This window comes from Peribacillus sp. NPDC096622, from assembly GCF_044762665.1.
In the GTDB taxonomy this organism is placed as follows: Bacteria; Bacillota; Bacilli; order Bacillales; family DSM-1321; genus Peribacillus; species Peribacillus frigoritolerans_B.
Window position 1 is genome coordinate 547,580 of record NZ_JBIWES010000002.1, and the last position, 22,039, is coordinate 569,618.

General features: G+C 42.0%; 22 protein-coding genes and 1 riboswitch. Of the genes, 14 read left to right on the top strand and 8 right to left on the bottom strand.

Annotation, left to right across the window (positions count from 1 at the left end):
• Positions 1-76: 76 nt before the first annotated feature.
• On the bottom strand, positions 77-463 hold the full coding sequence (locus tag ACIQYG_RS06050) for a VOC family protein (RefSeq protein ID WP_402836244.1): 387 nt from the start codon (positions 461-463) through the stop codon (positions 77-79).
• 321 nt (positions 464-784) lie between these two features.
• Here ACIQYG_RS06050 and ACIQYG_RS06055 point away from each other — a divergent pair, with 321 nt between their 5' ends.
• The 3 genes from ACIQYG_RS06055 (at position 785) to ACIQYG_RS06065 (ending at position 3,321) form a co-directional block, all read left to right on the top strand.
• Positions 785-1,054, top strand: coding sequence for a DUF1292 domain-containing protein (locus tag ACIQYG_RS06055; protein WP_034310405.1), 270 nt, complete (start codon positions 785-787; stop codon positions 1,052-1,054).
• 222 nt (positions 1,055-1,276) lie between these two features.
• Positions 1,277-1,705, top strand: coding sequence for a cell wall hydrolase (locus ACIQYG_RS06060; protein ID WP_034310408.1), 429 nt, complete (start codon positions 1,277-1,279; stop codon positions 1,703-1,705).
• A 146-nt stretch (positions 1,706-1,851) separates the two neighbouring features.
• On the top strand, positions 1,852-3,321 hold the full coding sequence (locus ACIQYG_RS06065; protein WP_402836246.1) for a PAS domain-containing sensor histidine kinase: 1,470 nt from the start codon (positions 1,852-1,854) through the stop codon (positions 3,319-3,321).
• 37 nt (positions 3,322-3,358) lie between these two features.
• Here the strand turns inward: ACIQYG_RS06065 and ACIQYG_RS06070 are convergent, their stop codons facing one another.
• The gene (locus tag ACIQYG_RS06070; RefSeq protein WP_402836248.1) at positions 3,359-4,351 is read right to left on the bottom strand and encodes an acrylyl-CoA reductase family protein; all 993 of its coding nucleotides are present in this window, start codon (positions 4,349-4,351) and stop codon (positions 3,359-3,361) included.
• Between the two features lie 162 nt (positions 4,352-4,513).
• On the opposite strand from ACIQYG_RS06070, the gene ACIQYG_RS06075 reads away from it, so the two are divergent.
• A complete protein-coding gene (locus tag ACIQYG_RS06075) occupies positions 4,514-4,954 on the top strand; it encodes a peptidylprolyl isomerase (RefSeq protein ID WP_402836250.1) in 441 nt (146 codons plus the stop codon).
• A 76-nt stretch (positions 4,955-5,030) separates the two neighbouring features.
• Here the strand turns inward: ACIQYG_RS06075 and ACIQYG_RS06080 are convergent, their stop codons facing one another.
• Complete coding sequence (locus ACIQYG_RS06080; RefSeq protein WP_402836252.1) at positions 5,031-5,969, bottom strand: oxidoreductase; 939 nt, start codon at positions 5,967-5,969, stop codon at positions 5,031-5,033.
• 109 nt (positions 5,970-6,078) lie between these two features.
• Entirely contained in the window at positions 6,079-6,849 is a 771-nt protein-coding gene (locus ACIQYG_RS06085; protein ID WP_402836254.1) for a sulfite exporter TauE/SafE family protein, read from the bottom strand.
• A gap of 214 nt (positions 6,850-7,063) precedes the next feature.
• Between ACIQYG_RS06085 and ACIQYG_RS06090 the strand changes: the two genes are divergently transcribed.
• The gene (locus tag ACIQYG_RS06090) at positions 7,064-7,846 is read left to right on the top strand and encodes a TrmB family transcriptional regulator (protein ID WP_402836256.1); all 783 of its coding nucleotides are present in this window, start codon (positions 7,064-7,066) and stop codon (positions 7,844-7,846) included.
• Positions 7,847-7,911: 65 nt separating this feature from the next.
• On the opposite strand, the gene ACIQYG_RS06095 is transcribed toward ACIQYG_RS06090, so the two are convergent.
• Positions 7,912-8,265 carry a hypothetical protein gene (locus ACIQYG_RS06095; protein WP_402836258.1) on the bottom strand — a complete coding sequence of 118 codons (354 nt, stop codon included), beginning with the start codon at positions 8,263-8,265 and terminating at the stop codon, positions 7,912-7,914.
• Between the two features lie 122 nt (positions 8,266-8,387).
• On the opposite strand from ACIQYG_RS06095, the gene nagZ reads away from it, so the two are divergent.
• Together nagZ and ACIQYG_RS06105 are read left to right on the top strand one after the other, a co-directional pair.
• The gene (gene nagZ, locus ACIQYG_RS06100) at positions 8,388-9,683 is read left to right on the top strand and encodes a beta-N-acetylhexosaminidase (protein ID WP_402836260.1); all 1,296 of its coding nucleotides are present in this window, start codon (positions 8,388-8,390) and stop codon (positions 9,681-9,683) included.
• A gap of 91 nt (positions 9,684-9,774) precedes the next feature.
• Positions 9,775-9,963: a hypothetical protein gene (locus ACIQYG_RS06105; RefSeq protein WP_034310424.1), complete on the top strand. Its 189-nt coding sequence runs from the start codon at positions 9,775-9,777 to the stop codon at positions 9,961-9,963.
• A gap of 309 nt (positions 9,964-10,272) precedes the next feature.
• Here the strand turns inward: ACIQYG_RS06105 and ACIQYG_RS06110 are convergent, their stop codons facing one another.
• Together ACIQYG_RS06110 and ACIQYG_RS06115 are read right to left on the bottom strand one after the other, a co-directional pair.
• Positions 10,273-10,674 (bottom strand): SET domain-containing protein, encoded by a 402-nt coding sequence (locus ACIQYG_RS06110; RefSeq protein WP_034310428.1) that lies wholly within the window; start codon positions 10,672-10,674, stop codon positions 10,273-10,275.
• Between the two features lie 289 nt (positions 10,675-10,963).
• Positions 10,964-12,607 (bottom strand): M4 family metallopeptidase, encoded by a 1,644-nt coding sequence (locus ACIQYG_RS06115; protein WP_402836262.1) that lies wholly within the window; start codon positions 12,605-12,607, stop codon positions 10,964-10,966.
• A 424-nt stretch (positions 12,608-13,031) separates the two neighbouring features.
• Between ACIQYG_RS06115 and ACIQYG_RS06120 the strand changes: the two genes are divergently transcribed.
• The 3 genes from ACIQYG_RS06120 to ACIQYG_RS06130 all read left to right on the top strand — a co-directional run bounded on the left by ACIQYG_RS06120 (position 13,032) and on the right by ACIQYG_RS06130 (position 16,596).
• Entirely contained in the window at positions 13,032-14,513 is a 1,482-nt protein-coding gene (locus ACIQYG_RS06120) for an amino acid permease (protein WP_402836264.1), read from the top strand.
• Between the two features lie 243 nt (positions 14,514-14,756).
• The gene (locus ACIQYG_RS06125) at positions 14,757-15,857 is read left to right on the top strand and encodes a CaiB/BaiF CoA transferase family protein (protein ID WP_402836265.1); all 1,101 of its coding nucleotides are present in this window, start codon (positions 14,757-14,759) and stop codon (positions 15,855-15,857) included.
• 205 nt (positions 15,858-16,062) lie between these two features.
• Positions 16,063-16,596, top strand: coding sequence for a hypothetical protein (locus tag ACIQYG_RS06130; protein WP_402836267.1), 534 nt, complete (start codon positions 16,063-16,065; stop codon positions 16,594-16,596).
• Positions 16,597-16,726: 130 nt separating this feature from the next.
• On the opposite strand, the gene ACIQYG_RS06135 is transcribed toward ACIQYG_RS06130, so the two are convergent.
• The gene (locus ACIQYG_RS06135; RefSeq protein WP_402836269.1) at positions 16,727-17,830 is read right to left on the bottom strand and encodes a 5-methyltetrahydropteroyltriglutamate--homocysteine S-methyltransferase; all 1,104 of its coding nucleotides are present in this window, start codon (positions 17,828-17,830) and stop codon (positions 16,727-16,729) included.
• Between the two features lie 82 nt (positions 17,831-17,912).
• Positions 17,913-18,014, bottom strand: a riboswitch (SAM riboswitch).
• Between the two features lie 154 nt (positions 18,015-18,168).
• Between ACIQYG_RS06135 and ACIQYG_RS06140 the strand changes: the two genes are divergently transcribed.
• The 4 genes from ACIQYG_RS06140 to glpK all read left to right on the top strand — a co-directional run bounded on the left by ACIQYG_RS06140 (position 18,169) and on the right by glpK (position 21,868).
• Entirely contained in the window at positions 18,169-18,588 is a 420-nt protein-coding gene (locus ACIQYG_RS06140) for a hypothetical protein (RefSeq protein WP_402836271.1), read from the top strand.
• A gap of 173 nt (positions 18,589-18,761) precedes the next feature.
• The gene (locus tag ACIQYG_RS06145; RefSeq protein ID WP_061465361.1) at positions 18,762-19,304 is read left to right on the top strand and encodes a glycerol-3-phosphate responsive antiterminator; all 543 of its coding nucleotides are present in this window, start codon (positions 18,762-18,764) and stop codon (positions 19,302-19,304) included.
• A 227-nt stretch (positions 19,305-19,531) separates the two neighbouring features.
• Complete coding sequence (locus ACIQYG_RS06150; protein ID WP_402836274.1) at positions 19,532-20,356, top strand: MIP/aquaporin family protein; 825 nt, start codon at positions 19,532-19,534, stop codon at positions 20,354-20,356.
• 21 nt (positions 20,357-20,377) lie between these two features.
• On the top strand, positions 20,378-21,868 hold the full coding sequence (gene glpK, locus ACIQYG_RS06155; protein ID WP_402836276.1) for a glycerol kinase GlpK: 1,491 nt from the start codon (positions 20,378-20,380) through the stop codon (positions 21,866-21,868).
• Positions 21,869-22,039 lie beyond the last annotated feature (171 nt).

The window sequence follows — 22,039 nt, forward strand, 5'->3', positions numbered from 1 at the left end:
AGCTTGAATAAGCGGCTTGCAAAGTGAACGTTAAAAAAGCAGAAGTCTCTAAGACTCTGCCTTTTTAGTATGCTTTTTACCTTTGGAAAAATTCAATCCACTCTTTTTCCGGTCCATATACGTAGAAATAGCGATAACCATTTGGAAGGGTGACGATCTCTTCATCAATCAGCTCGGTGTTATCCAAGCTTTTGATCCGGGCATATTCTTCTTCGATATCATCTACGGTAATGGCGAAATGGTGGATCGTTGCTTCGGATGGCAGTGTGTCGCTATATCCCTGAATCAATTCTATTTCTGTTTCGTCCGACTCTTCGTAACCGAGGAATGCCAGTTCGATCACCCCGTTAGTATGAGTCATGCGTGCTTTTAATTTTAAATCCAGTACATCTTGATAAAAGGCGATGGATGTTTCAAGATCTTTTACAACAACGCCAATGTGGTCGACCCTTTTCACAGCCAATAAATCTTCCTCCTTCATTATATCCAGGTGCAATTCGCTAATATTAGTATATATAAGATTATTCGGAATTAAATTACTTTTTTATAGCCGTTTTAGATAATTTTTTAAATGATGTTAATAAAGGGGAAGTATTGGTGAATAATGAAAAATAACAAATAGCTTATGGGATAATACTTTTCTTCCATAATATTTCTTGATAGATTCTTTTCTTGGAAAGAAAGGTATTCATCATTTTTCAGGGCAAAAATTTGTTTCTAAATGGAATAGTCGATATACTATGGAAACAACTCCATTATTAATGGATATGAGAGGAGAGGTAGTATGGGAAAAATTCGTGAAGGTGAAGTTTTCACCCTTACTGATGACAGTGATGAAGGCCATGAGGTTGAGGTTTTAGGATCATTGGATGTAGAAGGAACGGAATATGTTGCAGTAGGTTTGCTTGAAGATATTGAAGAGGATACAGATGAAGATATCGATATTTTCTTTTTCAGGGTCGAAGGCGAAGGTGAACTGCTCGATATCGAATCGGATGAAGAATTCGAGAAGGTATCATTGGCGTTTGAAGCGGCATTTGAAGCGAAAGAATGACAAGATAAAAGACGGCACAATGTGTGCCGCCTTTTTTATATGTATAAGGAAAGTATTGGCCCCGCCTTCGCCAAATACCATGATAGCCACGCGTGCTATCCAGCCTTACTTAAGTATAGGACTGTATTATTGATAGGACGTGTACTCCATATGAAGATTTTGTTAATAAACGGAGTATTTTTCCATATCCGAGACATAGGATAAAAAAGTGGAGGTGATGGGATGGCCGTTGTAAAGCACACTGATGCCGATATTGCCTTATTGGCAAGATTGCTTAGGGCGGAAGGCGAGGGTGAAGGTGATCAAGGCATGCTGATGATCGGTAATGTAGGGGTCAATCGGATTAGGTCGAATTGTTCCGATTTCAAAGGGTTGAGGACGATTCCAGACATGATTTATCAGGAGCATGCCTTTGAAGCTGTACAGAAGGGGTATTTTTATCAGCGGGCAAGGGACAGGGAAAAGAGGCTTGCGCGCCGTAGCGTCAGCGGCGAAAGGCTATGGCCTTCGAAATTTAGCCTATGGTACTTCAGGCCACCGGGAGATTGTCCGGCAACCTGGTATAATCAGCCCCTGGTTGGGCGTTTCAAGCTCCATTGCTTTTATGAACCAACAGGTACAGAATGCCCGAATATTTATAATACATTTTAAGGAACAGGCTGAACCTTATGGAGGTTTGGCCTCTTTGTGCATCAATCCTTAACTTGGAAAAAACATATGATAAAACTGGCAAATGATTTACTGATACTGTAATATTGAGACTGTAAATTTCCGGATAAGAAAGGAATAAAAAATTGATGAGTAAGAGGCTTATTAATTATGGACAAGGGCAAATGGGAGAACAGCAGCCGGAGGATAGTACCGAGAAATTCAAGTCTTTCATGGAGAACAACCCGGACGCCATTTCCATTGTTGATCTGGAAGGAAAGACTCTTCAGGTGAATGCAGCTTTTGAAGAGTTATTCGGATGGACGAATGATGAGCTCATTGGCATGCCGTTTCCAATTATTCCTGATTTCTTGAAGGAGTCAGTCAATGAATTGCATGACCAAATTAAGGCAGGGGTACAAAAGAAAGGCTTTGAAACGGTCAGGTTAAGGAAGGATGGCCAGTTAATCGATGTAAGCATCTCCCTGTTTAATATCCGCGATAATGAAAATGAGCCGTGTGCATTGGTTTTCGTTTATCGTGATATTACGAAACAAAAACTTGCTGAAGCCGCCTTGAAGGAAAGCGAGCAAAGGTATCGCAGTTTAGTGGAGGTGTCACCTGAAGCGATTTTTGTACATCGCAATGGGATCATCGAGTATATGAATCCCATGGGGGCAAAAATGCTTGGGATGGATAGTGTGGAAGATATTATCGGTAAATCGGTTTTCCAGTTCGTTCACCTGGAGTCCCGGGAAAGTGTACAAAAAAGAATCGAAATCATGAGGGACGATCACCAGGCGGTTGGTTTACTGGAACAAAAGTTCATTCGACTTGACGGACAAGCATTCTATGGAGAAACACTCGGTCTTCCGATTATTTATAAAGGTCAACCAGCCATACAGGTATTCTGTAGGGATATTACGGAGCGTAAAAAGACCGAAGAGCTGCTCTGTAAATCCAATATGTTATCGGCGGTAGGACAGATGGCTGCAGGCATCGCACATGAAATAAGAAATCCATTAACTACTGTCAAAGGCTTTTTGCAATTATTAAAGGAAGACCCTGAGCAAAAGGACTATCTTGAAATGATAGTCAGTGAAATTGAAAAAATCGAAATCCTGGCCAATGAGTTTTTAAGTTTAGCAGAGCCTGAAGCGAAGGTTTGTGAATTCATTCAGCTTAACGATTTATTGGATAGTGTGATTACGTTAGCCGAGTTTCAAGCGATATTGAATGATGTCGAAATCATCAAGGAATATAATACGGATTCGGCATCTGTCTTTGGCGAACCGAATCAGTTAAAACAAGTATTCACGAATGTCGTCAATAATGCGATAGAAGCCATGCCGAATGGCGGCAAACTTCATATACAGCTAAACCATGAAGGTGACTCTGTGATGATTCGGTTCATTGATCAAGGCTGCGGAATCTCAAATGAACGCATGAAGCATCTAGGGCAGCCTTTTTATAGCACATCTGAAAAAGGAACAGGGTTTGGGCTCATGGTCAGCGCTAAAATCATCCATGAGCATAATGGGGAAATTCATTTCAGCAGCGAAGTGGGAGAAGGGACGATTGTGGATATCAGTCTTCCTATCAATGAAAGTTCACAATGAAAAGTGACGAGAAGCCTTGCTCTCGTCACTTTTTGGGTTATAGCTTAACGATCGTCCTGCCTCTAGCTTCCCCTTTTAATAGGGTAGGAAGGACGTCAGGCAATTCTTCAATTGTAATTTCCTGTTGAACGAGCTGTTCCAAGTGCTCTAGTTTAAAGTCGGTGGCAAGGCGGTGCCAAACTTTCAATCTTGTATCCATCGGGCAATTGACCGAATCGATCCCAAGTAAATTAACACCTCTTAAGATGAATGGAAAGACGGTGGCAGGAAGGCTTGTCCCAGCTGTCAATCCACTGACCGCCACAGCTCCGCCATACTTGATTTGGCTAAGGACCGAAGCTAACGGTTCACCGCCGACTGGATTTACCGCCCCGCTCCACTTCTGTTTGCCCAGAGCCCGCAGCTTGCCATCATATACATCTTCACGCGATACAATGGTAGCCGCGCCGATTTCCTTCAAGTATCCATGTTCCGATTCTTTTCCTGTACTCGCCTCAACGGAATAGCCAAGTTTGGAAAGGATCGAGACGGCAAAACTGCCGACCCCGCCAGTTGCACCAGTGACGAGAACGCTCCCTTGCCCAGGTGTGAGGTTATTTTCTTCCAGTCGCAGTACCGATAGTGCTGCAGTGAAACCGGCCGTTCCGATGATCATCGCCTCTTTCATTGTAAGGCCATCAGGAAGCGGGACGATCCAATCTGCAGGAACACGGGCAAATTGACTATAGCCCCCTGATTGGGAAACGCCAATCCCGTAGGAGGTCGCAATGACTTCGTCCCCTTCTTTAAAGCGGGAATCCTCAGATGAAACGACAACACCAGCCATATCAATTCCCGGAACGATCGGATAGCTGCTGACAATGTTTCCATTTGGAGTTGCTGCAAGGCTATCTTTATAGTTCACACCGGAATAATGAACACGGATGAGCACTTCGCCTTGAGGTAGATCATCAAGTGATAGTTTCTGAATGTTAACGGTGAATTGATCATCTTGCTTGTTCACGACTAACGCATCGAATTGCTGTATCATGGTTCGTTCCCCCTTATAATAATGAATCTACCCCATTATAAAAGAAAAAATATTGGAATGTATAATGATACAATTCGAAATAAGTAGCGCTTGCTTTTCTTTCTGCGTATAAAAATGGTACTATTAGATTTGATTAAGTTCATATTGAAGGAGATGTTTAACATGGCTAAAAAAGGATACATACTTATGGAAAATGGAGAAAAAATCGAATTCGACCTTTTCCCGAACGAAGCACCGAACACAGTGGCTAACTTCGAAAACTTGGCAAACACAGGATTTTATAATGGCGTAGTCTTTCACCGTGTAATCCCTGGTTTCGTAAGCCAAGGCGGAGATCCAACAGGTACAGGCGCAGGCGGAAGCGGCAAGCAAATCAAATGTGAAACAGAAGGAAACCCTCATAAACATGAGGCAGGAAGCCTATCTATGGCACATGCTGGAAAAGACACAGGCTCAAGCCAATTCTTCATCGTGCATGAACCACAACCGCATCTTAACGGTGTTCACACAGTATTCGGTAAAGTGACATCTGGACTTGAAACAGCCAAAGCCATGAAAAATGGCGACAAAATGGAAAATGTCGAAGTTTTTGACGCTGAATGATGGAAGCGAAAAGAGGGGGCATTATGCTCCCTCTTTCTTTTTGCACTTCATGAGCGAAGACAGGGGAAATATAAAGTCATTTTGGCGTAATGCTTTCAGTGAAACGATATTTGACCTCTGTCAAGGTTTCTGAAAGATCCCATAATCTTTTCGAAGTTTCTTCATTATATAAGGTATCGATGATCTCGTCTTTTCTGGGAAAGCCTCTTCTGCTCTTCTTTCCATCGGGTCCGATATACTCCCCGCCTGTCAATGCAGGTTCCGTTGCGGCATAAAGGGTGGGCAATGCCCCCATACTTGCCGGCTGGGTGATGGTTTTGGAAAGAAAGTGCACGAATCTATTTATGGGTTTGCCAGAACCGCGTGACATGAGATTAGTATGGGAAAGGCCCGGATGACAGGCAACACTGATCGGGGTTGCGCCATGCTGGTTGAATTTATTCTGTAATTCGCGGGCGAAGAGTAGATTGGCCAGCTTGCTTTGCCCATAGTATTTCATTGGTTTATAACCGTTTTCACCATTTAGATTGTCGAAGTCTATATATCCATTGATGGCGGCCAAGCTGCTCAATGTGACCACACGCGATTTTGGCGTAGAAAGGATACGCGGAAGAAGGAGGCCTGTCAAAGCAAAATGACCGAGGTGATTGCTGCCGAATTGCAGCTCGAAGCCATCCTTCGTCTTACTGTAGGGCGGAATCATCACACCTGCGTTATTGATGAGGACGGAGAGAGATTCATAGTTTTCCTGAAAAGAATCGGCAAATTGCCGAATGCTGCTTAAATCACTTAAATCCAGCTGCATCACACGTACATTTGCCTTAGGGTGGACCGATAAGATTCTATCGACCGCCTTTTCACCCTTTGAAGCATTCCGGACCGCAAGGATGATTTCTGCCCCCTTACCGGCCAGTGCAAAAGCCGTTTCGAAGCCAAGCCCACTATTGGCACCAGTAATCACAATGGTTTGCCCCGATACATCTGCCATTTCTTCGCCATTCCACTTTTCAATCATCCAATCACACCTTTCCACACAGTCTATATCTATCATATACCCAAATAATCCCCATATGTCACATTCTGTGTGGAGAACACAATGTGCTGTAGTCTATTTTTTTAAAAGATTAGCCGTCCATTAAGTAATCCATTATATTTTTCATGATCAGAATGACGGTTACGATGATAAATAATACTCTTACATATGCCACTCCTTTCTTAATGGCAAATTTAGAACCGGCCAACGCTCCTGCTATCATGGAGATTCCCATTGGAATTCCATAGGAAAAATTAACGGTATCAAGGAATATGAACATCATGAGTGCTGCCAAATTACTTCCGAAGTTCAAAAATTTTGCATTTCCTGCAGAGTGCAAAAAATCAAAGCCGATCATTAAAAAGGCAAACAAAATGAAAGATCCCGTTCCAGCGCCCAAAAACCCATCATAAAAACCTATGGCAAATATAGCGAACGCAAATAGTGCAGCCTTTTTCCATGTGAGTTTATGGTAATTCGATTTCTGGCCCCAGTCCTTTTTAAAAAAGGTATAAATGGCAATAGCTATTAATAGGACCAAGATCATTGGCTTTAATAATTCAGGAGAGACGAAATTGACAACCCAAGCTCCTAGCAGGGAACCTATGAAAATCAATGGGAAAAGTTTGGAAACCAATTTGAAATCAACCTTACCTGAGCGAATGAAGGCAATGGTACTTGTTAAAGACCCCATGGAACTTGCTAACTTATTCGTCGCGATCGCTGCTGACGGGGAAAGTCCTGAAAATAATAAAGCGGGTATCGAGATCAGGCCACCGCCGCCGACCACGGAATCGATGAATGCTGCCAAAAACCCGAAAATCATCAGCAGCAAAAGTGTTGAAATATGTATATCTTCCATCCAAGAAGCCTCCTTATCAATGGCATTATGGCTGAAATGCTTGTTTTGCTGAAGCCATAACCCAAGTTTTTAATTAGTCACTATTTAGATAGTAACTAATATGAACTGTCCTGTAAATAAGAATATTCGAGTCATACCGTTTGAAATCGAATAGATTTCGATAAGAGATTTGGTATGATAGGCATATAACTTACTAAAAGCACTAGGAGGTACTATGCAAGATATCATTCAAAAACTACAGTCTCTCGGGTTTAGTCAATATGAAGCAAAGGCTTATGTTTCTTTGGTTCGCCAAGGCCCAACCAGTGCCTATCAAGTAAGCAAGGAATCAGGAATTCCAAGGGCCCGAATCTATGAAATATTAAATGGACTGCAAGAAGAAGGAATCGTCTTAAAAGAGGAAATCAATGACTCGATAAAATATTCGCCGCTTCCAGTCGATGTTTTTTTGGAATCGGTTCAATCAAAATGGAACAATACCTATCAATCCATCAGCCATACACTAAAACAATTCGAGAAAATCGAACCGATGTCCGACAATCGTGTAATGACACTTAAAGGTGAAGGGCATATCCTATCCTTCTGCCGTACTTTGATTCACAAAGCCGAGAAAAGGGTGGTGGTTTCCTTATGGGGCGAGATGTATGGAAAACTTGAACAAGAGCTAAAAGGGGTCGCCGCGCATTGCACGCTCAAGGGGATTGCATTTCAGGTTGAAAACCCATTATCAGGTATAGATCTACATCGCAAAACAAGCTATGTGGAAAATATCGGAGAAAACAAATGGTTCATCTTATCCATTGATGGCAAGGAGACGATTTACGGCCCTTCCCCCGAAACGAGAGAAACGGCGTTCTACACAGATGATCCCATTCATATCAATTTTCTCGAAAACTACATTTGGCATGATATCCTCGTTAACCGCTTGGTTAAAAAGGATGAGGAAGGTGCCGAGAAATGGATTTCAAGTGAAAGAGACCGTTTTTTCTCCCTATAAGATTTGAAAAAAAGCTGATAACCCCATATGCAGGGGATATCGGCTTTTTGGTTTTTGTACCAGAGTCATTCGGATAAAAGGGTTTTAGGAAATCTAATGGCCGTGGGCAAGCTGGATTTATCTCGATAAGACCTGTAAGACACAATCGTATGATTATGCGCTTGAACATCCAACTGGAGAATCTGTGAGCTTTTCATTTCCAAATAGTACGTGACGTCTTCTTTTTGTAAATGATAAAAAGAAAAAGGGATCCCTAAAAGGTTTTTCCTGATTAGTTTTGTTTCGGGCTGATTGATGATGTGTTCACTCAATTCCGCTATCGTAACTGAAGTTGTTCCCGTTATGGCTGTTATTTTTTCTTTTGCATAATCGACTGCATGGCTGAAGGTGACGGCAATATTCTTCAAGATTCCGTTCATGGGGGCATCTCCTTTGAATTAGGCTATGTATGTAGTATGGTACTCGGCTAATGCTTTATGCAAAAAAATCCGCAATGATGATATAGAATTGTCACTTTATGAACATGATTAAGAAGTGTGCAATGAAATCAATAAAAGGGCAATCAAGAAAGGACAGAGAAAATGTCAATGAAGGTCAAAGCATGAAGAATAAAAAAATATATATGGGCCTGCTTTTCATCGCAATCCTCGCTTTTTCAGCAGTGTTCATTCAGGTGAATATGGATGTGAATTCCAGGGCGGAAAAAACGAAGGACGCCGATGCGGATAGTCATGAGAAAATAGAGAAATTGCTGAAAAAAATGACGCTTGAAGAAAAAATCGGACAGCTTATGATGGTCAGTTTCAAGGGAACTGAAAAGAGCGATGAAATTACGGAGCTCATCGAACAAAAACATATAGGAGGCGTCATTTATTTTGACCGTAATATGAAATCACCTAAACAAGTGGCCAGGTTATCCAATTCGCTTCAGCAAACGGCCGATCAAAGTACACATTCGCTTCCATTGATGGTGGCCATCGATCAGGAAGGCGGGGACATCATGAGGATGAAGGAAAGAGTATCGCCCCTCCCTGCTCAACAGGATCTTGGGAAAAATGCCTCCATTGAAGACATGTACAAGGTGGCCAAGTTGAATGGGACAGAACTGGGCTCCATGGGGATTAACATTAATTTTGCCCCTGTACTTGATCTATCGAAAACGGATAAGCGTTCATTGGGGCAAGATCCGGAAATGGTCTATCAATACGGAAGGAAAGCCATTCAAGGCTTGAATGATGTTTCGATAACTGGTGCATTGAAGCACTTTCCTGGAAACGGACGCAGCGAAATCGATCCGCATGTCGAAACATCTTCCGTGGAGGCAAACCAACTAGATCTGGAAAATTCGGATATCTATCCTTTCAAGCAAATCATAAGTGAAATGGATAACCAAAAGTTTTTCGTAATGGTGACCCACATTAAATATCCAGCCTATGATAAAGAAAAACCTGCAAGCCTTTCTAAAATCATCATAGAAGACCTTCTTCGGGGGAAACTCAAATATGAAGGACTTGTCGTTACCGACGATTTGGAAATGGGAGCTGTGAACAAGTATTTCTCCTATGAAGAGATGGGGAAGCAGGCAATCCTTGCAGGAGCTGACTTATTACTTGTCTGTCATGAATATTCCCATGAGCTTGAGGTATATGACGGATTACTGCAAGCAGTAAAAGCAGGGGAAGTTCCAATGGATAGAATTAACGAGTCAGTGAAAAGAGTGCTGACATATAAACTTAACAACATGAAGCAAACGAAAGCTGATCCGGATCAAGCGGAAAAAGTGGTGAAAAATCCTGAAAGCATAAAGTTTATCGAAAGCCTGAGCGAGGATGAATAAAAGCGGGACCGCTCTTTCAAAAGGATGCTTTTGTTTAAATCAGCTGATAGAGGGAATACTATATATGACTAACTTGAAGGAGGAAACTAACATGCCATCAAACAAAATGCTTGGAACCGTCCTGATAGGAGCAGCTGCATTTTTAATGCGCAATAAGAAAACCCGTGAAAAAACCATGAGTCAAATAAGATCCCTAGCCACCCCAGAAACCATTGATAAGGTTAAGAGCCAATTCCAATCAATAACCAAAACAAAATCAAGTAACCCATCCGTACGTTAAGGTGAAATAGAAGAACCATTAATTTCCGTCGGCTGTTTGCCAAGCCTCCTGGCTCAAATGGAGCCTTGGTTGGCAGGGGTGATGCGAATAGAGAGTGTAATAAATCATGGTTCGGGATGCTAATTCCGAATTAAAAGGCCCCATTAAGTTTTTCTTAATGGGGCTTTTTTTATTGCTTAACTTTCTCTTAGTAACCATTAACGATTAAAATCCCAGTGAATTCATGCCGTAAAAGGAAAAGCACTCGTTTCTTTCGAAGACCATGGAAAGGTATTCAAAAGTACAAGTGCTTTCATGAAGGATCAATGATCATTCAGCTTCATCTTCGCCGTCATTTTCTTTATTGAACCAAAGCGGATCCTCATTATCGACTTCACCATTATAATTGATCAGGATTTCTTCTCCTGCCTTTATGTCGGTGTAAGCAAAGAAATCAAACGTATGATTCTTGAAGTTTATGTCATACGTAGCGTTGGGTGTATAAGAATGATTAAACAGCATGCCATAGCCTAAAAGCATGGCAGTATGGTTAATTCCATATTCAAACGCATAATCAGCCAGCAATGTTTTCTCTATGAAAACATGCTCCTCGTTCGGATATGCAATGACAGGTGCCTCATGCAAAAGCTCACCTTTTTTAATATCTCGTGTTGCGAATACGCCTCTATTGAACTCACCATCACTGAGTGTGGAAGTTTTAACTTCAATCATGTTCGTCACCTACTTGTTCTATTCAATATAGTCCATATCATCTAAGCTTGACAGTTAATAAGAAGAAAAGCAACTATTTTACGGAATTAATCATTTTTAGCAAACGGCCCAGATTGTTTTTATTGAGGCTCTATCTGTGCCGTAGGACGGAATTCTTCACATGAAGGACGAAAAATGGTAACGAACGGCCGAAATGATCCTCGGAAGGTTGAAGTCATTACAATATATAAGAAAAAACACCTCCGCTAGAAGTGAAGCTAGGGAGGTGTTTGATATATAGGTAAATCTCTTAATTCACACCGACAGCTGTAAAGGCATTTTTGACAGCAGTGACTTCTGCACTGCTTGAACCGTATAAATCAGAGGCCGATTGTATGACCGCCGCTCTGGCTTGTGAAAAAGTCGACGAGGTAGTTAAATATGTTGTGTTTGCCCGGTAAAAGATCGTTCCTAGTTTATCGATGCCGATTCCGGATACAGTCACGCCATGGTGGGTTCCGCCTGCAGAGATTAAATAAGCTGCCTTATTAATGATTCCGCTGTTCGTGTGGACTCCGCCATTATCACCCGTTCCTGTATAACGGTTCGAATAATGGTCAGGGTCACCATTCAATGTAGGATTAGCCATCGAGCGGAGTGCATCACCGGGAATGTTAGGTGTGTAAATATCTTCCCCGACCAAATAATCGGCTTTGGCACTTTGATTCTTAAATTCTACAACGGTGCCAAAAATATCAGATATCGCTTCATTCAAAGCACCGGATTCATATTGATAGGTAAGATTCGATTCCGAGGAAGTAACGGCATGCGTCAGTTCATGTGCGACGACATCGAGCCCGCCGGACAATGGGATGAACGTCGTGCCATCTCCATCACCGTAAACCATTTGGGTGCCATCCCAGAAAGCATTATTGTATCTTGAGCCATAATGGACGGTTGATTTCAGGATGGTTCCATTACCATCATAGGAGTTCCTTCCAAATGTCGATTTGTAATAATCATAGGTTTTACCCGCATAATAATGGGCATCCACCGCAGCTTTATCGGCAGAAGCAGTAAAAGCATTTGTTGTGTTGGAAAAGAGTGTACCAGGCAATCTTGAACGGTTATTGGCATTATACGTGTAAATGCCTTTACCGCGTGTATTGTCTTGTAAGTAGTATTGACCGTTGGATAAGGTAGTGTTCAGCGACACGGTATTGTTTAAGACGCCCGTGCCCGTTCCGACGGAGTTGGTCCCCGTCACCTCATCTAGTGTATTATATTTATTCAGGATTTTACCCGTTTTGACTGAAATGAAATAATTATGATTTCCTGGTTCCGGACTTAAGAATTTCAAATTGACTTTATATACATAATCGGCCTCGCCTTCATTTGCGTAGACATATAGGTCAGATTCAGGTGATTGTTCGTAGGCAGGTGTGAACCCAAGATCGGCTTCAGCTATTTTGATAGCTTCGGATTCACTGATGCCCTTTTTAGCCTTTTTCCCTAATTTCGTGTTTAGATTGGCTTCAACCGTACCGGACACGACAGTCAATACACCTTTTGCGTCAATCAATACTGCTTGTGTGGAATTCCATACTGGTACGCCTTTATAGGTTTGCTGTAATTTAAGGACGGTATTGCCTAGTTCATCCTTGCTTTCTTTCTCGATCGTGAAGGAGTCCTTCGCCTTTTGCTTTTCTAGCTTGTAAGACTTTTTGTTTTCATCAAAAAAGGTAAGAATGATATCTTCTGCCGTTTGCTTTGATGGGTCCGTAAGTTTCCCAGACTTGTATTCTAGCGAATCCTTATGCTTATTATACTTCTCAACACTTAATACATTTTTTGCCGCTAAAGCTTCTTGATGGGGAATAGCAGAAAATAATAGACCGACGGATAGTGCAGTCCCTAAAAATACCTTACCTTTCAAAACACTCAACTCCTTCATGAGAATACCTCATTTTTACATCGTTTCATATTAGTATCAAATGGAGAAAACTTGCAAAAAATATGACATTTAAAGGAATAAAATGGAGAAAAATGGATTTTGATAGAAATATTCATTGAATATATTCTTTTAGTAATATTTGGAATGTATTTAAATTAATCCAAATGAATAAAAGTGCAAAAAAACATGGCATAATGTGCAAAAAAACGTGGCGTAAAGTGCAAAAAAATTTGTCTATTGAAGGTGTTTTTTTAAAAAATTTGTGGAATATTGCGTTTTGTAAATCTGGCATGAAAATTGCATATATTCAGAAAAGGAATTCGAATTGTAAATTAGATCTATTTGAAAGTTTATGAAATAGGAAAATTTATTAAATGGATTTCCCCATATATGAAAGCGCTTATATAGAAAGGGATGAAAAATTATGATACCAAAACAAGAAAATGACATCTTGCAACCTCCACAGCAAGAAGAACAAGAATTAAAGCGCGGTTTAAAATCCCGCCATTTAACGATGATTTCCATTGGCGGCGCTATTGGCACCGGGCTGTTCCTCAGCAGCGGGGCAGCCATTCATACAGCTGGGCCAGGCGGCGCGCTACTTGCTTATGCCTTAGTTGGGGCAATGGTGTACTTTGTGATGACGAGCTTAGGGGAACTGGCAGCCTTTATGCCGACAAGCGGATCCTTCAGTACCTATGGATCTAAATTCGTCGATCCAGCATTTGGTTTTGCCTTGGGATGGACATATTGGTTCAATTGGTCGATGACGATAGCCGCAGAGTTGGCAGCCTCGACAATGATCATGAAATTCTGGTTTCCGAATAGTCCATCATTGTTATGGAGTTCATCATTCTTGGTGCTCATTTTCCTATTGAACTATTTATCCGTTAAAGGATATGGTGAAGGGGAATACTGGTTTTCCTTCATAAAAGTAACAGCGATCGTTATTTTTATAATCGTCGGACTGCTAATGATCGTCGGCATTATGGGTGGCGAAGCAGTTGGATTTAAAAACTTCACCGTCGATGACGCTCCTTTCCCGGGTGGGTTCATGGGTGTCTTCATCGTTTTCATAGCGGCTGGCTTTTCTTTTCAAGGTACCGAAATTGTCGGTGTGGCTGCCGGGGAAAGTGAAGATCCTGCACGGAATATACCGAAGGCGATTAAAAGTGTCTTCTGGAGGATCTTGCTCTTTTACGTATTGGCAATCTTCGTAATAGGACTGCTTATCCCTTATACGAACCCAAGTTTACAAGGTGATAACGTCATGGTAAGCCCATTCACGCTCATCTTTGAAAAAGCTGGAGTGGCCTTTGCTGCTTCGCTTATGAATGCCGTCATTTTAACAGCGGTCTTATCTGCAGGTAACTCTAGTCTATATGCATCTACGCGTATGTTATATTCAATGGCAAAGGATGGGCAAGCACCTCGTTTGTTTGCAAAACTTAATAAACGCGGAGTACCGGTTGCAGGCATGATTTTGACATGTTCCATCGGCATGCTGGCCTTTTTAGCTTCCATATTCGGTGATGGTAAAGTGTATATTTGGTTAATGAATGCCATTGGAATTACAGGATTCATCTTTTGGCTGGGCATTTCCATCAGCCATTACCGTTTCCGGAAAGCATTCATCGCTCAAGGCCATTCATTGGAGAAGCTGCCATATAAGGCATTATGGTTCCCGATTGGACCGATCTTTGCCATTTTAATTGGCATGATCGTCATCCTTTCCCAAAATATCCAGGCCTTTTTCTCAGACCATATCGATTGGGGCAGTGTAATAGCTGCATACCTGGGAATCCCGCTTTTCCTTGGTCTATGGTTTGGTTATAAACTGGTAAGAAAGACCAAATTCGTTAAACTTGATGAAGTCGAATTTGACTTTGACAAAAAATATGAATGAACAAGCTTAAAGTAAAGCAGCCGGACAATTCAGTTTTAAATTGTCCGGCTTTTATTTGTTTTGTATAAGCTCATTATCAAAGGCTAGGAATCTGATTCCTAGCCTTTGATTTTTTGTCGAATGGAAATTTATACAAATCTTGAGTGAGGTGTTATATGATAATCGTAAACTCTGCTAAATTGCATGTACAGAACGGCGGGAAAGCTTTTAATATTTCCAAGGGAAAGGGAAGGTGCACGGCTGATGACCTTATTGACTCATTTAAAAGTATTGGACTTTTCAACGTTACTGCCAGGCCCATTTGCCACTTTGATGCTAGCGGATTTAGGAGCGGATGTTTTGAAGGTGGAGAGGCCGGGAGCAAAGGATTCATGGGGTGTGAACCAATATCTTAACAGATCGAAGCAGTCGATCACACTGGATTTAAAACAATCCGAGTCAATCGAATCCGTAAAAAACCTAGTGACGGAATACGATATCGTCATTGAACAATTCCGTCCAGGTGTCATGGAACGCCTCGGACTGGGGTATGGGGCATTAAAATCGATCAATCCAAAGCTGATTTACTGTTCCATCACGGGCTTCGGCCAGACTGGTCCCTATAAAGACCGACCGGGACATGATATCAATTATATTTCGATTGCAGGCCTATCAGGCTATTCCGGTACGAAAAAGGCCGGCCCGGCAAAAAACGGAACTCAAATAGCAGATCTTGCCGGAGGCTCGCTGCATGCTGTTATCGGTATATTATCTGCAGTCATTCACAGGGAAAGAACAGGATTCGGCCAAGCCATCGACATCAGCATGACCGACTGCAGTTTTGCCTTGAATGCCATATCCGCACCTTTGAGTCTGCAAGGGGGCCTTGAGCTTGAACCAGAAAAACTGATGTTGAACGGAGGGTCCTTTTATGACTTTTACGAAACGAAAGACGGACGCTATTTTTCGGTAGGAAGCATTGAGCCCCCTTTTCGAAAAGCATTATGTGAAGCCATCGGTGCACCCGAATTATATGAATTGAGCATGAAAAGCGATGAAGAAAGCGGAATCAGGTTTAAAACGGCCGTCCGACTGGCTTTCCTCGAAAGGGATTTTCATGAATGGCAGAAGATATTCGCTGATTTCGAGGCCTGTGCAGAACCAGTGCTGACCTTCACCGAAGCGGCCGAGCACCCCCAATTGAAGGCGAGGGGAATGATTGTCGAGGTACCTGACGGAAAAGGAAATGTCCAAAAGCAAATTGCCTGCCCGATCAAAACATCGGTTTTCACCCCTGAATATAAACATGCAGGCTTGAGGCCAGGACAAAACAACGCAGAAATTCTTCGCACCCCCAATCGCTAAATAAAGATGTAAAGGCTATCACTTTTCCGGGTTCGATATGTTGGAAACAGTCCAAATTAAGCAGAAGGAGTACGATTATCCTCTTATCACTTGTGAAAGCAACATATTACCACTGTGAAAATTTACTAGTTATAACTAGTGTGGGCAGGGTATCAGAGTAGCATCCTGGTAAAGAAATGGCTCTGGTGAGGTGGGGTAGTTAAATATGTTTGGTCTCTCTGATATCATTAAATTTCTATTTTCCTTTTTTTTGATCATGCCGATCGTTACACTGATACATTTGAGCGGGCATATTTTCTTTGTTACGATCTTTGGGGGATCAGAAAAGAAAATCTTGATCGGTTGTGGTAATAAGCTTTTCGCCTTTCGGAACATAGAAGTGAGGAAATATTATTTTTGGAATGGGACTTGCGAGTTCAAGGGATTGAAACATGATAATCGATTGACGAATACGCTGATCTATTTAGGGGGGGCTATCTTTAATTTGATCAGCATGCTGATCATATATAGCTTAGTGTATCAGAATATCCTGGACAGCTCGGTAATCTGGTATCAATTTATCTATTTTTCATTCTATATTATGTTTTTCTCCTTGTTTCCTATGTATTTCTCGGACGGATCGCCTAGTGATGGGAAGGCTGCGGAATTGGCCTTGAGGAACAAGCTGGAAGATAGGGTGACGGATGATATATTTGTGAAGAAAATGGATGATGATGATGATGATGATAGCTGCAAGTAAAAAGGGACGTGCAGGTGGCCGTTCTTTTTTTGTTTGCTTTCGGATTTTAAGTGTAAACCTAATCGGCACGCTTAAAGCCGATTAGGTTGTATGAATCCTGTAAATAAGTTTTAAAGCCTACGGAAAATAATCATTCCCATACTTCTTTTGCTGCTTCAACGACGAATTTCAGCTTTTCCCATTGCTGATCTTCGGTTAGCTTGTTGCCGTGATGGGTGGAGGCGAAGCCGCATTGAGGGCTTAAGCATAATTGTTCGAGCGGAACGAATTCCGAGGCTTCTTTGATGCGTGCCTTAACAGCTTCCTTGTCTTCGATTTCTCCATTTTTTGAAGTGACGACTCCCAGGACGACACGTGCTCCGCCATTTGGAATGTATTCCAATGGTTTGAAATCCCCTGAGCGTTGATCATCATATTCCAAGAAGAATCCATCCACTTTTTCTTTTGCCAATAAAGTTGGGGCGATACGGGCATAGCTTCCTTCAAACGCCCATGTCGACTGGTAGTTTCCGCGACATAGGTGGGTAGTGACGACAAGGTCTTCTGGTTTGCCTTCCAATGCTCCATTAATGACACGAAGTGCAAGATCAATTAACTGTTCCCTCGTATATTTTCCATCTTTGAACTGGAAATCTGGAGCTGAAAGTCTGGCAATATATACATCATCCAATTGAAGATAACGCACACCTGCTTCATAAAAGGCATTCAAAGCATGCTGATAGGCTTTGATGATATCATTTGCATATTCTTCAATATCAGGGTAGATGTCTGCATTATGAATGCCTGCAGCAAATAATTGATTCGGACTGGGAATGGTTTGCTTGGCAACTGCACGTCCGTTCACGATTTGGTCCAATTCAATGAAATCACGAATGAAGGGATGTTCAGGGTTGAATGAAACCTTCCCGGTATTGCGGACATTATATCTCTCAGTTTCCACACCATCGAATGTGAGGCCTTTTTCAGTAACATATCCCTCGATGCCATTTAAATGTTCGAGGAAGTCAAAGTGCCACCATGTTCGCCTGAACTCACCGTCCGTAACGGCCTCTAATCCAACTTCAATTTGTTTATCGACAATCCGTTTGATTTCTTCGGTTTCAACTTCACGAAGCCGCTCTGCCGAAAGGGTACCATCCCTAAATTGTTTCCTGGCAATATGTAAACGTTCTGGTCTTAATAAACTTCCGACGTGGTCCGCCCTGAATGGTGCTTTCGTTAATGTGATGGACATGTTGCATTCCTTCTTTCCTTTTAAAAATAAAAAACCTCTTCTTAAAAATAAGAAGAGGTGTTGGCAACAAAGCTATATACTCTTCTTATCTTCAAGATTTTACACTTCTGGAATTAGCACAGTACAAGATCAGTCTGTTGCTGAGGCATCAAAGGGCCAGTCCCTCCACCTCTCTGGATAAGAGTTGTCTATTAAATTAACTATGACTATACAGGTAGTTTTTATGAAGGTCAAGGGCTGGAGCTGGAATATTTAGAATATACCGTTTATTGATTCGGGCTGAAGTATTAACCGCATCAGGGAATCCGGCATATGCTTTGAGTGGGGGGAATGCAAGGATGAGTCCATTCAAAAGTGGCATACCGATAACGGTAACTGAAGCCATGATAGAGAGAATCATAAAAATGAAATCATCTGGCCAGGAAATTAAAGTCGAGATTACACCAAAGCATATTGTGCTTTCCGGAACGATGGAAGTGAAGAAAATGATGTTTAAGAAAGACGTAGCTTTCCGGATTACATTAAAACCGGTTCATGTGGAAGGAAGAACGATTACGTTTGAATTAGTGGGAATGGAACCAATTGACAGTAATTTCATCAACCAAAGGATATTTAACAGACCGCCATTTTTTGAATATGAAAAAAGAGCGATCAAAATGAATGCTAATGCGTGGAGCATCGTGAGAAAAATTCCCATTGGCACAATTAAATCGTATGAACTCGTCGAAGGTGCTTTGAAAATGAAACTTTCTTTATGATTTAAGGGGATATTTTACATACATCCTTAGCTGCAATCTATAAAGAGTGTGCCAGTTATGTTAGTGTTAAGATGACATTGTTCATGAAAAAAATGTGTTTGATAAATCAAGCTCTTTAAAATATACTAAATGACTTGAAGTTTTGAGTTTTTCTGGGAATGAGGAGGATAATAATGGATCAAAAGATTTTGCCTGCTTCGGCAAGCATGAAGGATTTTGAAAGATTTCTAGAAAGTTCCTATGAAATAGGTGTGTTTCTTGATTTGCATATATCACAATTGAAAAATGTAAGCATGATGGCAAAGCAGCATAATAAGAAAATGATCTATCATGTCGATTTGATCCATGGCATAAGAAGCGATGAGTACGCGACAGAATTCATTTGTCAGGAATATAATCCCTATGGGCTGATTTCTACCAAATCAAACGTTATATTGAAGGCGAAGCAAAAGGGGGTCATTGCCATCCAGCGAATCTTTTTAATAGACTCACATGCGCTTGAGAAAAGTTATAAGCTGGTGCAGAAAACCAAGCCGGATTATATCGAAGTACTGCCGGGCGCTATGCCATGGATGATAAAAGAAGTGAAGGAACGGTTGCAGACACCGATTTTTGCAGGTGGCCTCATACGTACTTCGGATGAAGTCCTGAATGCCCTTGATGCCGGGGCGTCGTCAATCACCACTTCAAAAACTGAATTATGGGATATCGTCTAATAGGGGGAAATTGAAAAAAATTACAGAAAAATAGATTAATTTTTTTCACAAAATATTGACAGCGTTTTCATAACCTAGTATATTTTACAGTACAAGTTAATAAATGTGACGGAGACTAGGAGATTCACAACAGATCTATTCATAATTTTTTTATGAAGATAGTTCTGCTGCGAATCTCCTTTTATTTGTTGGTAAGGTTTAAAAATTTATCAGGGGAGGCGTTAATCATGACTCCATTTTGGGGAGAAGTGTTAGGTACGATGATATTGGTTTTATTCGGGGCAGGTATTGGTGCTGGTTCATCCTTAAAGGGCTCCTATGCAAAAGATGCCGGCTGGATCGTTATCACGATTGCGTGGGGATTGGCTGTTACCATGGGTGTTTTTGCAGTGGGGTCCATAAGCGGGGCGCATTTAAACCCGGCGGTCACATTAGGGTTTGCCGTTATTGGAGAATTTCCTTGGAGTGATGTGCCCGGTTATATCGTTGCCCAAATGATTGGCGCGATCCTTGGCGCAACTCTAGTATTCCTGCACTATTTGCCACACTGGAAAGCTACGGATGATCCAGGAGCGAAGCTTGGTGTGTTCGCGACTTCGCCTGCGATCCCGCACACATTTTCAAATCTATTAAGTGAGATGATTGGAACTTTCATCCTTATTCTTGGTTTATTATTTATAGGTGCCAATGATTTTACAGAGGGCCTAAACCCATTCGCAGTCGGGTTATTGATTGTCGTGATCGGGATGTCACTTGGGGGTACGACAGGATACGCCATTAACCCGGCCCGCGACCTGGGGCCGCGCATCGCTCACTTTTTGCTGCCGATACCTGGTAAAGGCAATTCCAATTGGGGGTATTCATGGATTCCGGTCGTTGGACCGATTGTTGGGGGTTCACTTGGTGCCGTTTGTTATAAAGCATTCTTTATGGGGGAAATAACGGCAGGATTTTGGTCTGTTTTGGGTGCAAGCCTGGTACTATTGATATTAGCCTATGCTTTTGGTAAAAAACAGTCACATGAATTGGATAGCAGAAATATCGCTAGTTAATTAAAAGGAGGGGCATACACAATGGAAAAATACATTTTATCATTAGATCAAGGAACAACAAGTTCGCGGGCGATTTTATTTAATGAAAAGGGGGAAATCGTCCATTCCTCCCAAAAGGAATTCACACAGCATTTCCCTAAACCAGGCTGGGTCGAGCATAACGCCAATGAGATTTGGGGATCGATCCTGGCGGTGATTGCCGGTGTACTATCTGAATCCGGTATAAAGCCAGAGCAAATTGCCGGTATCGGGATCACCAATCAGCGTGAAACGGCAGTCGTTTGGGATAAAGAAACAGGTGCCCCTGTCTATAATGCGATTGTATGGCAGTCCAGGCAAACAAGTGAAATCTGTGATGATTTGAAGGAAAAGGGACTAAATGATTTATTCCGGGATAAAACGGGATTGTTGATAGATGCCTATTTTTCCGGAACGAAAGTGAAATGGATCCTCGATAATGTGGAAGGGGCACGACAAAAGGCGGATGAAGGCAAGCTGTTATTCGGTACCATCGATACTTGGCTGATCTGGAAGCTATCAGGAGGCAAGGCCCATGTAACGGACTATTCCAATGCATCCCGGACATTGATGTATAATATCCATGAACTGAAATGGGATGAAGAACTGCTTGAGATATTGACTGTACCAAAGTCGATGCTGCCGGAAGTAAGGCCTTCCTCTGAGGAATATGCACGTACGATCGAATATCATTTCTTCGGCCAATCGATTCCGATCGCCGGGGCAGCCGGTGATCAGCAGGCAGCATTATTCGGCCAAGCCTGCTTTAATGAAGGAATGGCTAAAAATACGTATGGAACAGGCTGTTTCATGCTCATGAATACAGGAGCCAAGGCTGTCAGTTCCGAACACGGGCTATTGACGACCCTTGCCTGGGGACTGAATGGGAAGGTCGAATATGCACTGGAAGGCAGTATATTCGTAGCTGGCTCCGCCATCCAATGGCTGCGCGATGGCCTAAGGATGCTTCATGATGCCAAGGACAGCGAAACCTATGCAAAACGGGTGGAAAGTACGGATGGAGTATATGTGGTACCGGCTTTTGTAGGACTTGGAACTCCATATTGGGACAGCGAAGTGCGGGGAGCCGTTTTTGGTTTGACGCGCGGCACATCGAAAGAACATTTCATTCGTGCCACACTTGAATCACTTGCGTATCAAACGAAGGATGTCCTTGATGCAATGGAGGCGGATTCAGGAATCGAGCTGCAAACATTAAGAGTGGATGGCGGGGCAGTCAAGAATGACTTCCTGATGCAATTCCAAAGCGACTTATTACGGGTGCCTGTCGAGAGGCCGACCATAAACGAAACTACAGCATTAGGTGCTGCATACTTAGCCGGCCTTGCTGTCGGGTATTGGAAGGATCAAGAAGAAATCTCCCGGCAATGGGCGGTAGACAAAACCTTTAAACCATCCATGGAAGAGCAAGATAGTGAAAAATTATATGAAGGCTGGAAGAAAGCCGTAAATGCCGCTATGGCGTTTAAATAAAAAACAACATGTATTCTTTCTCAAATGAGCTGGAGTATGCTATAATGAAATCAAGTTAATAACTCGGCCGGAGAACAGGAGAGACCATGAATGCGTTATCGTTAATTCGATAATGTGCATTTATGGTCTCTTTTTTTGTTTTTAATGGCAGATTAGGGATATTAATATCTA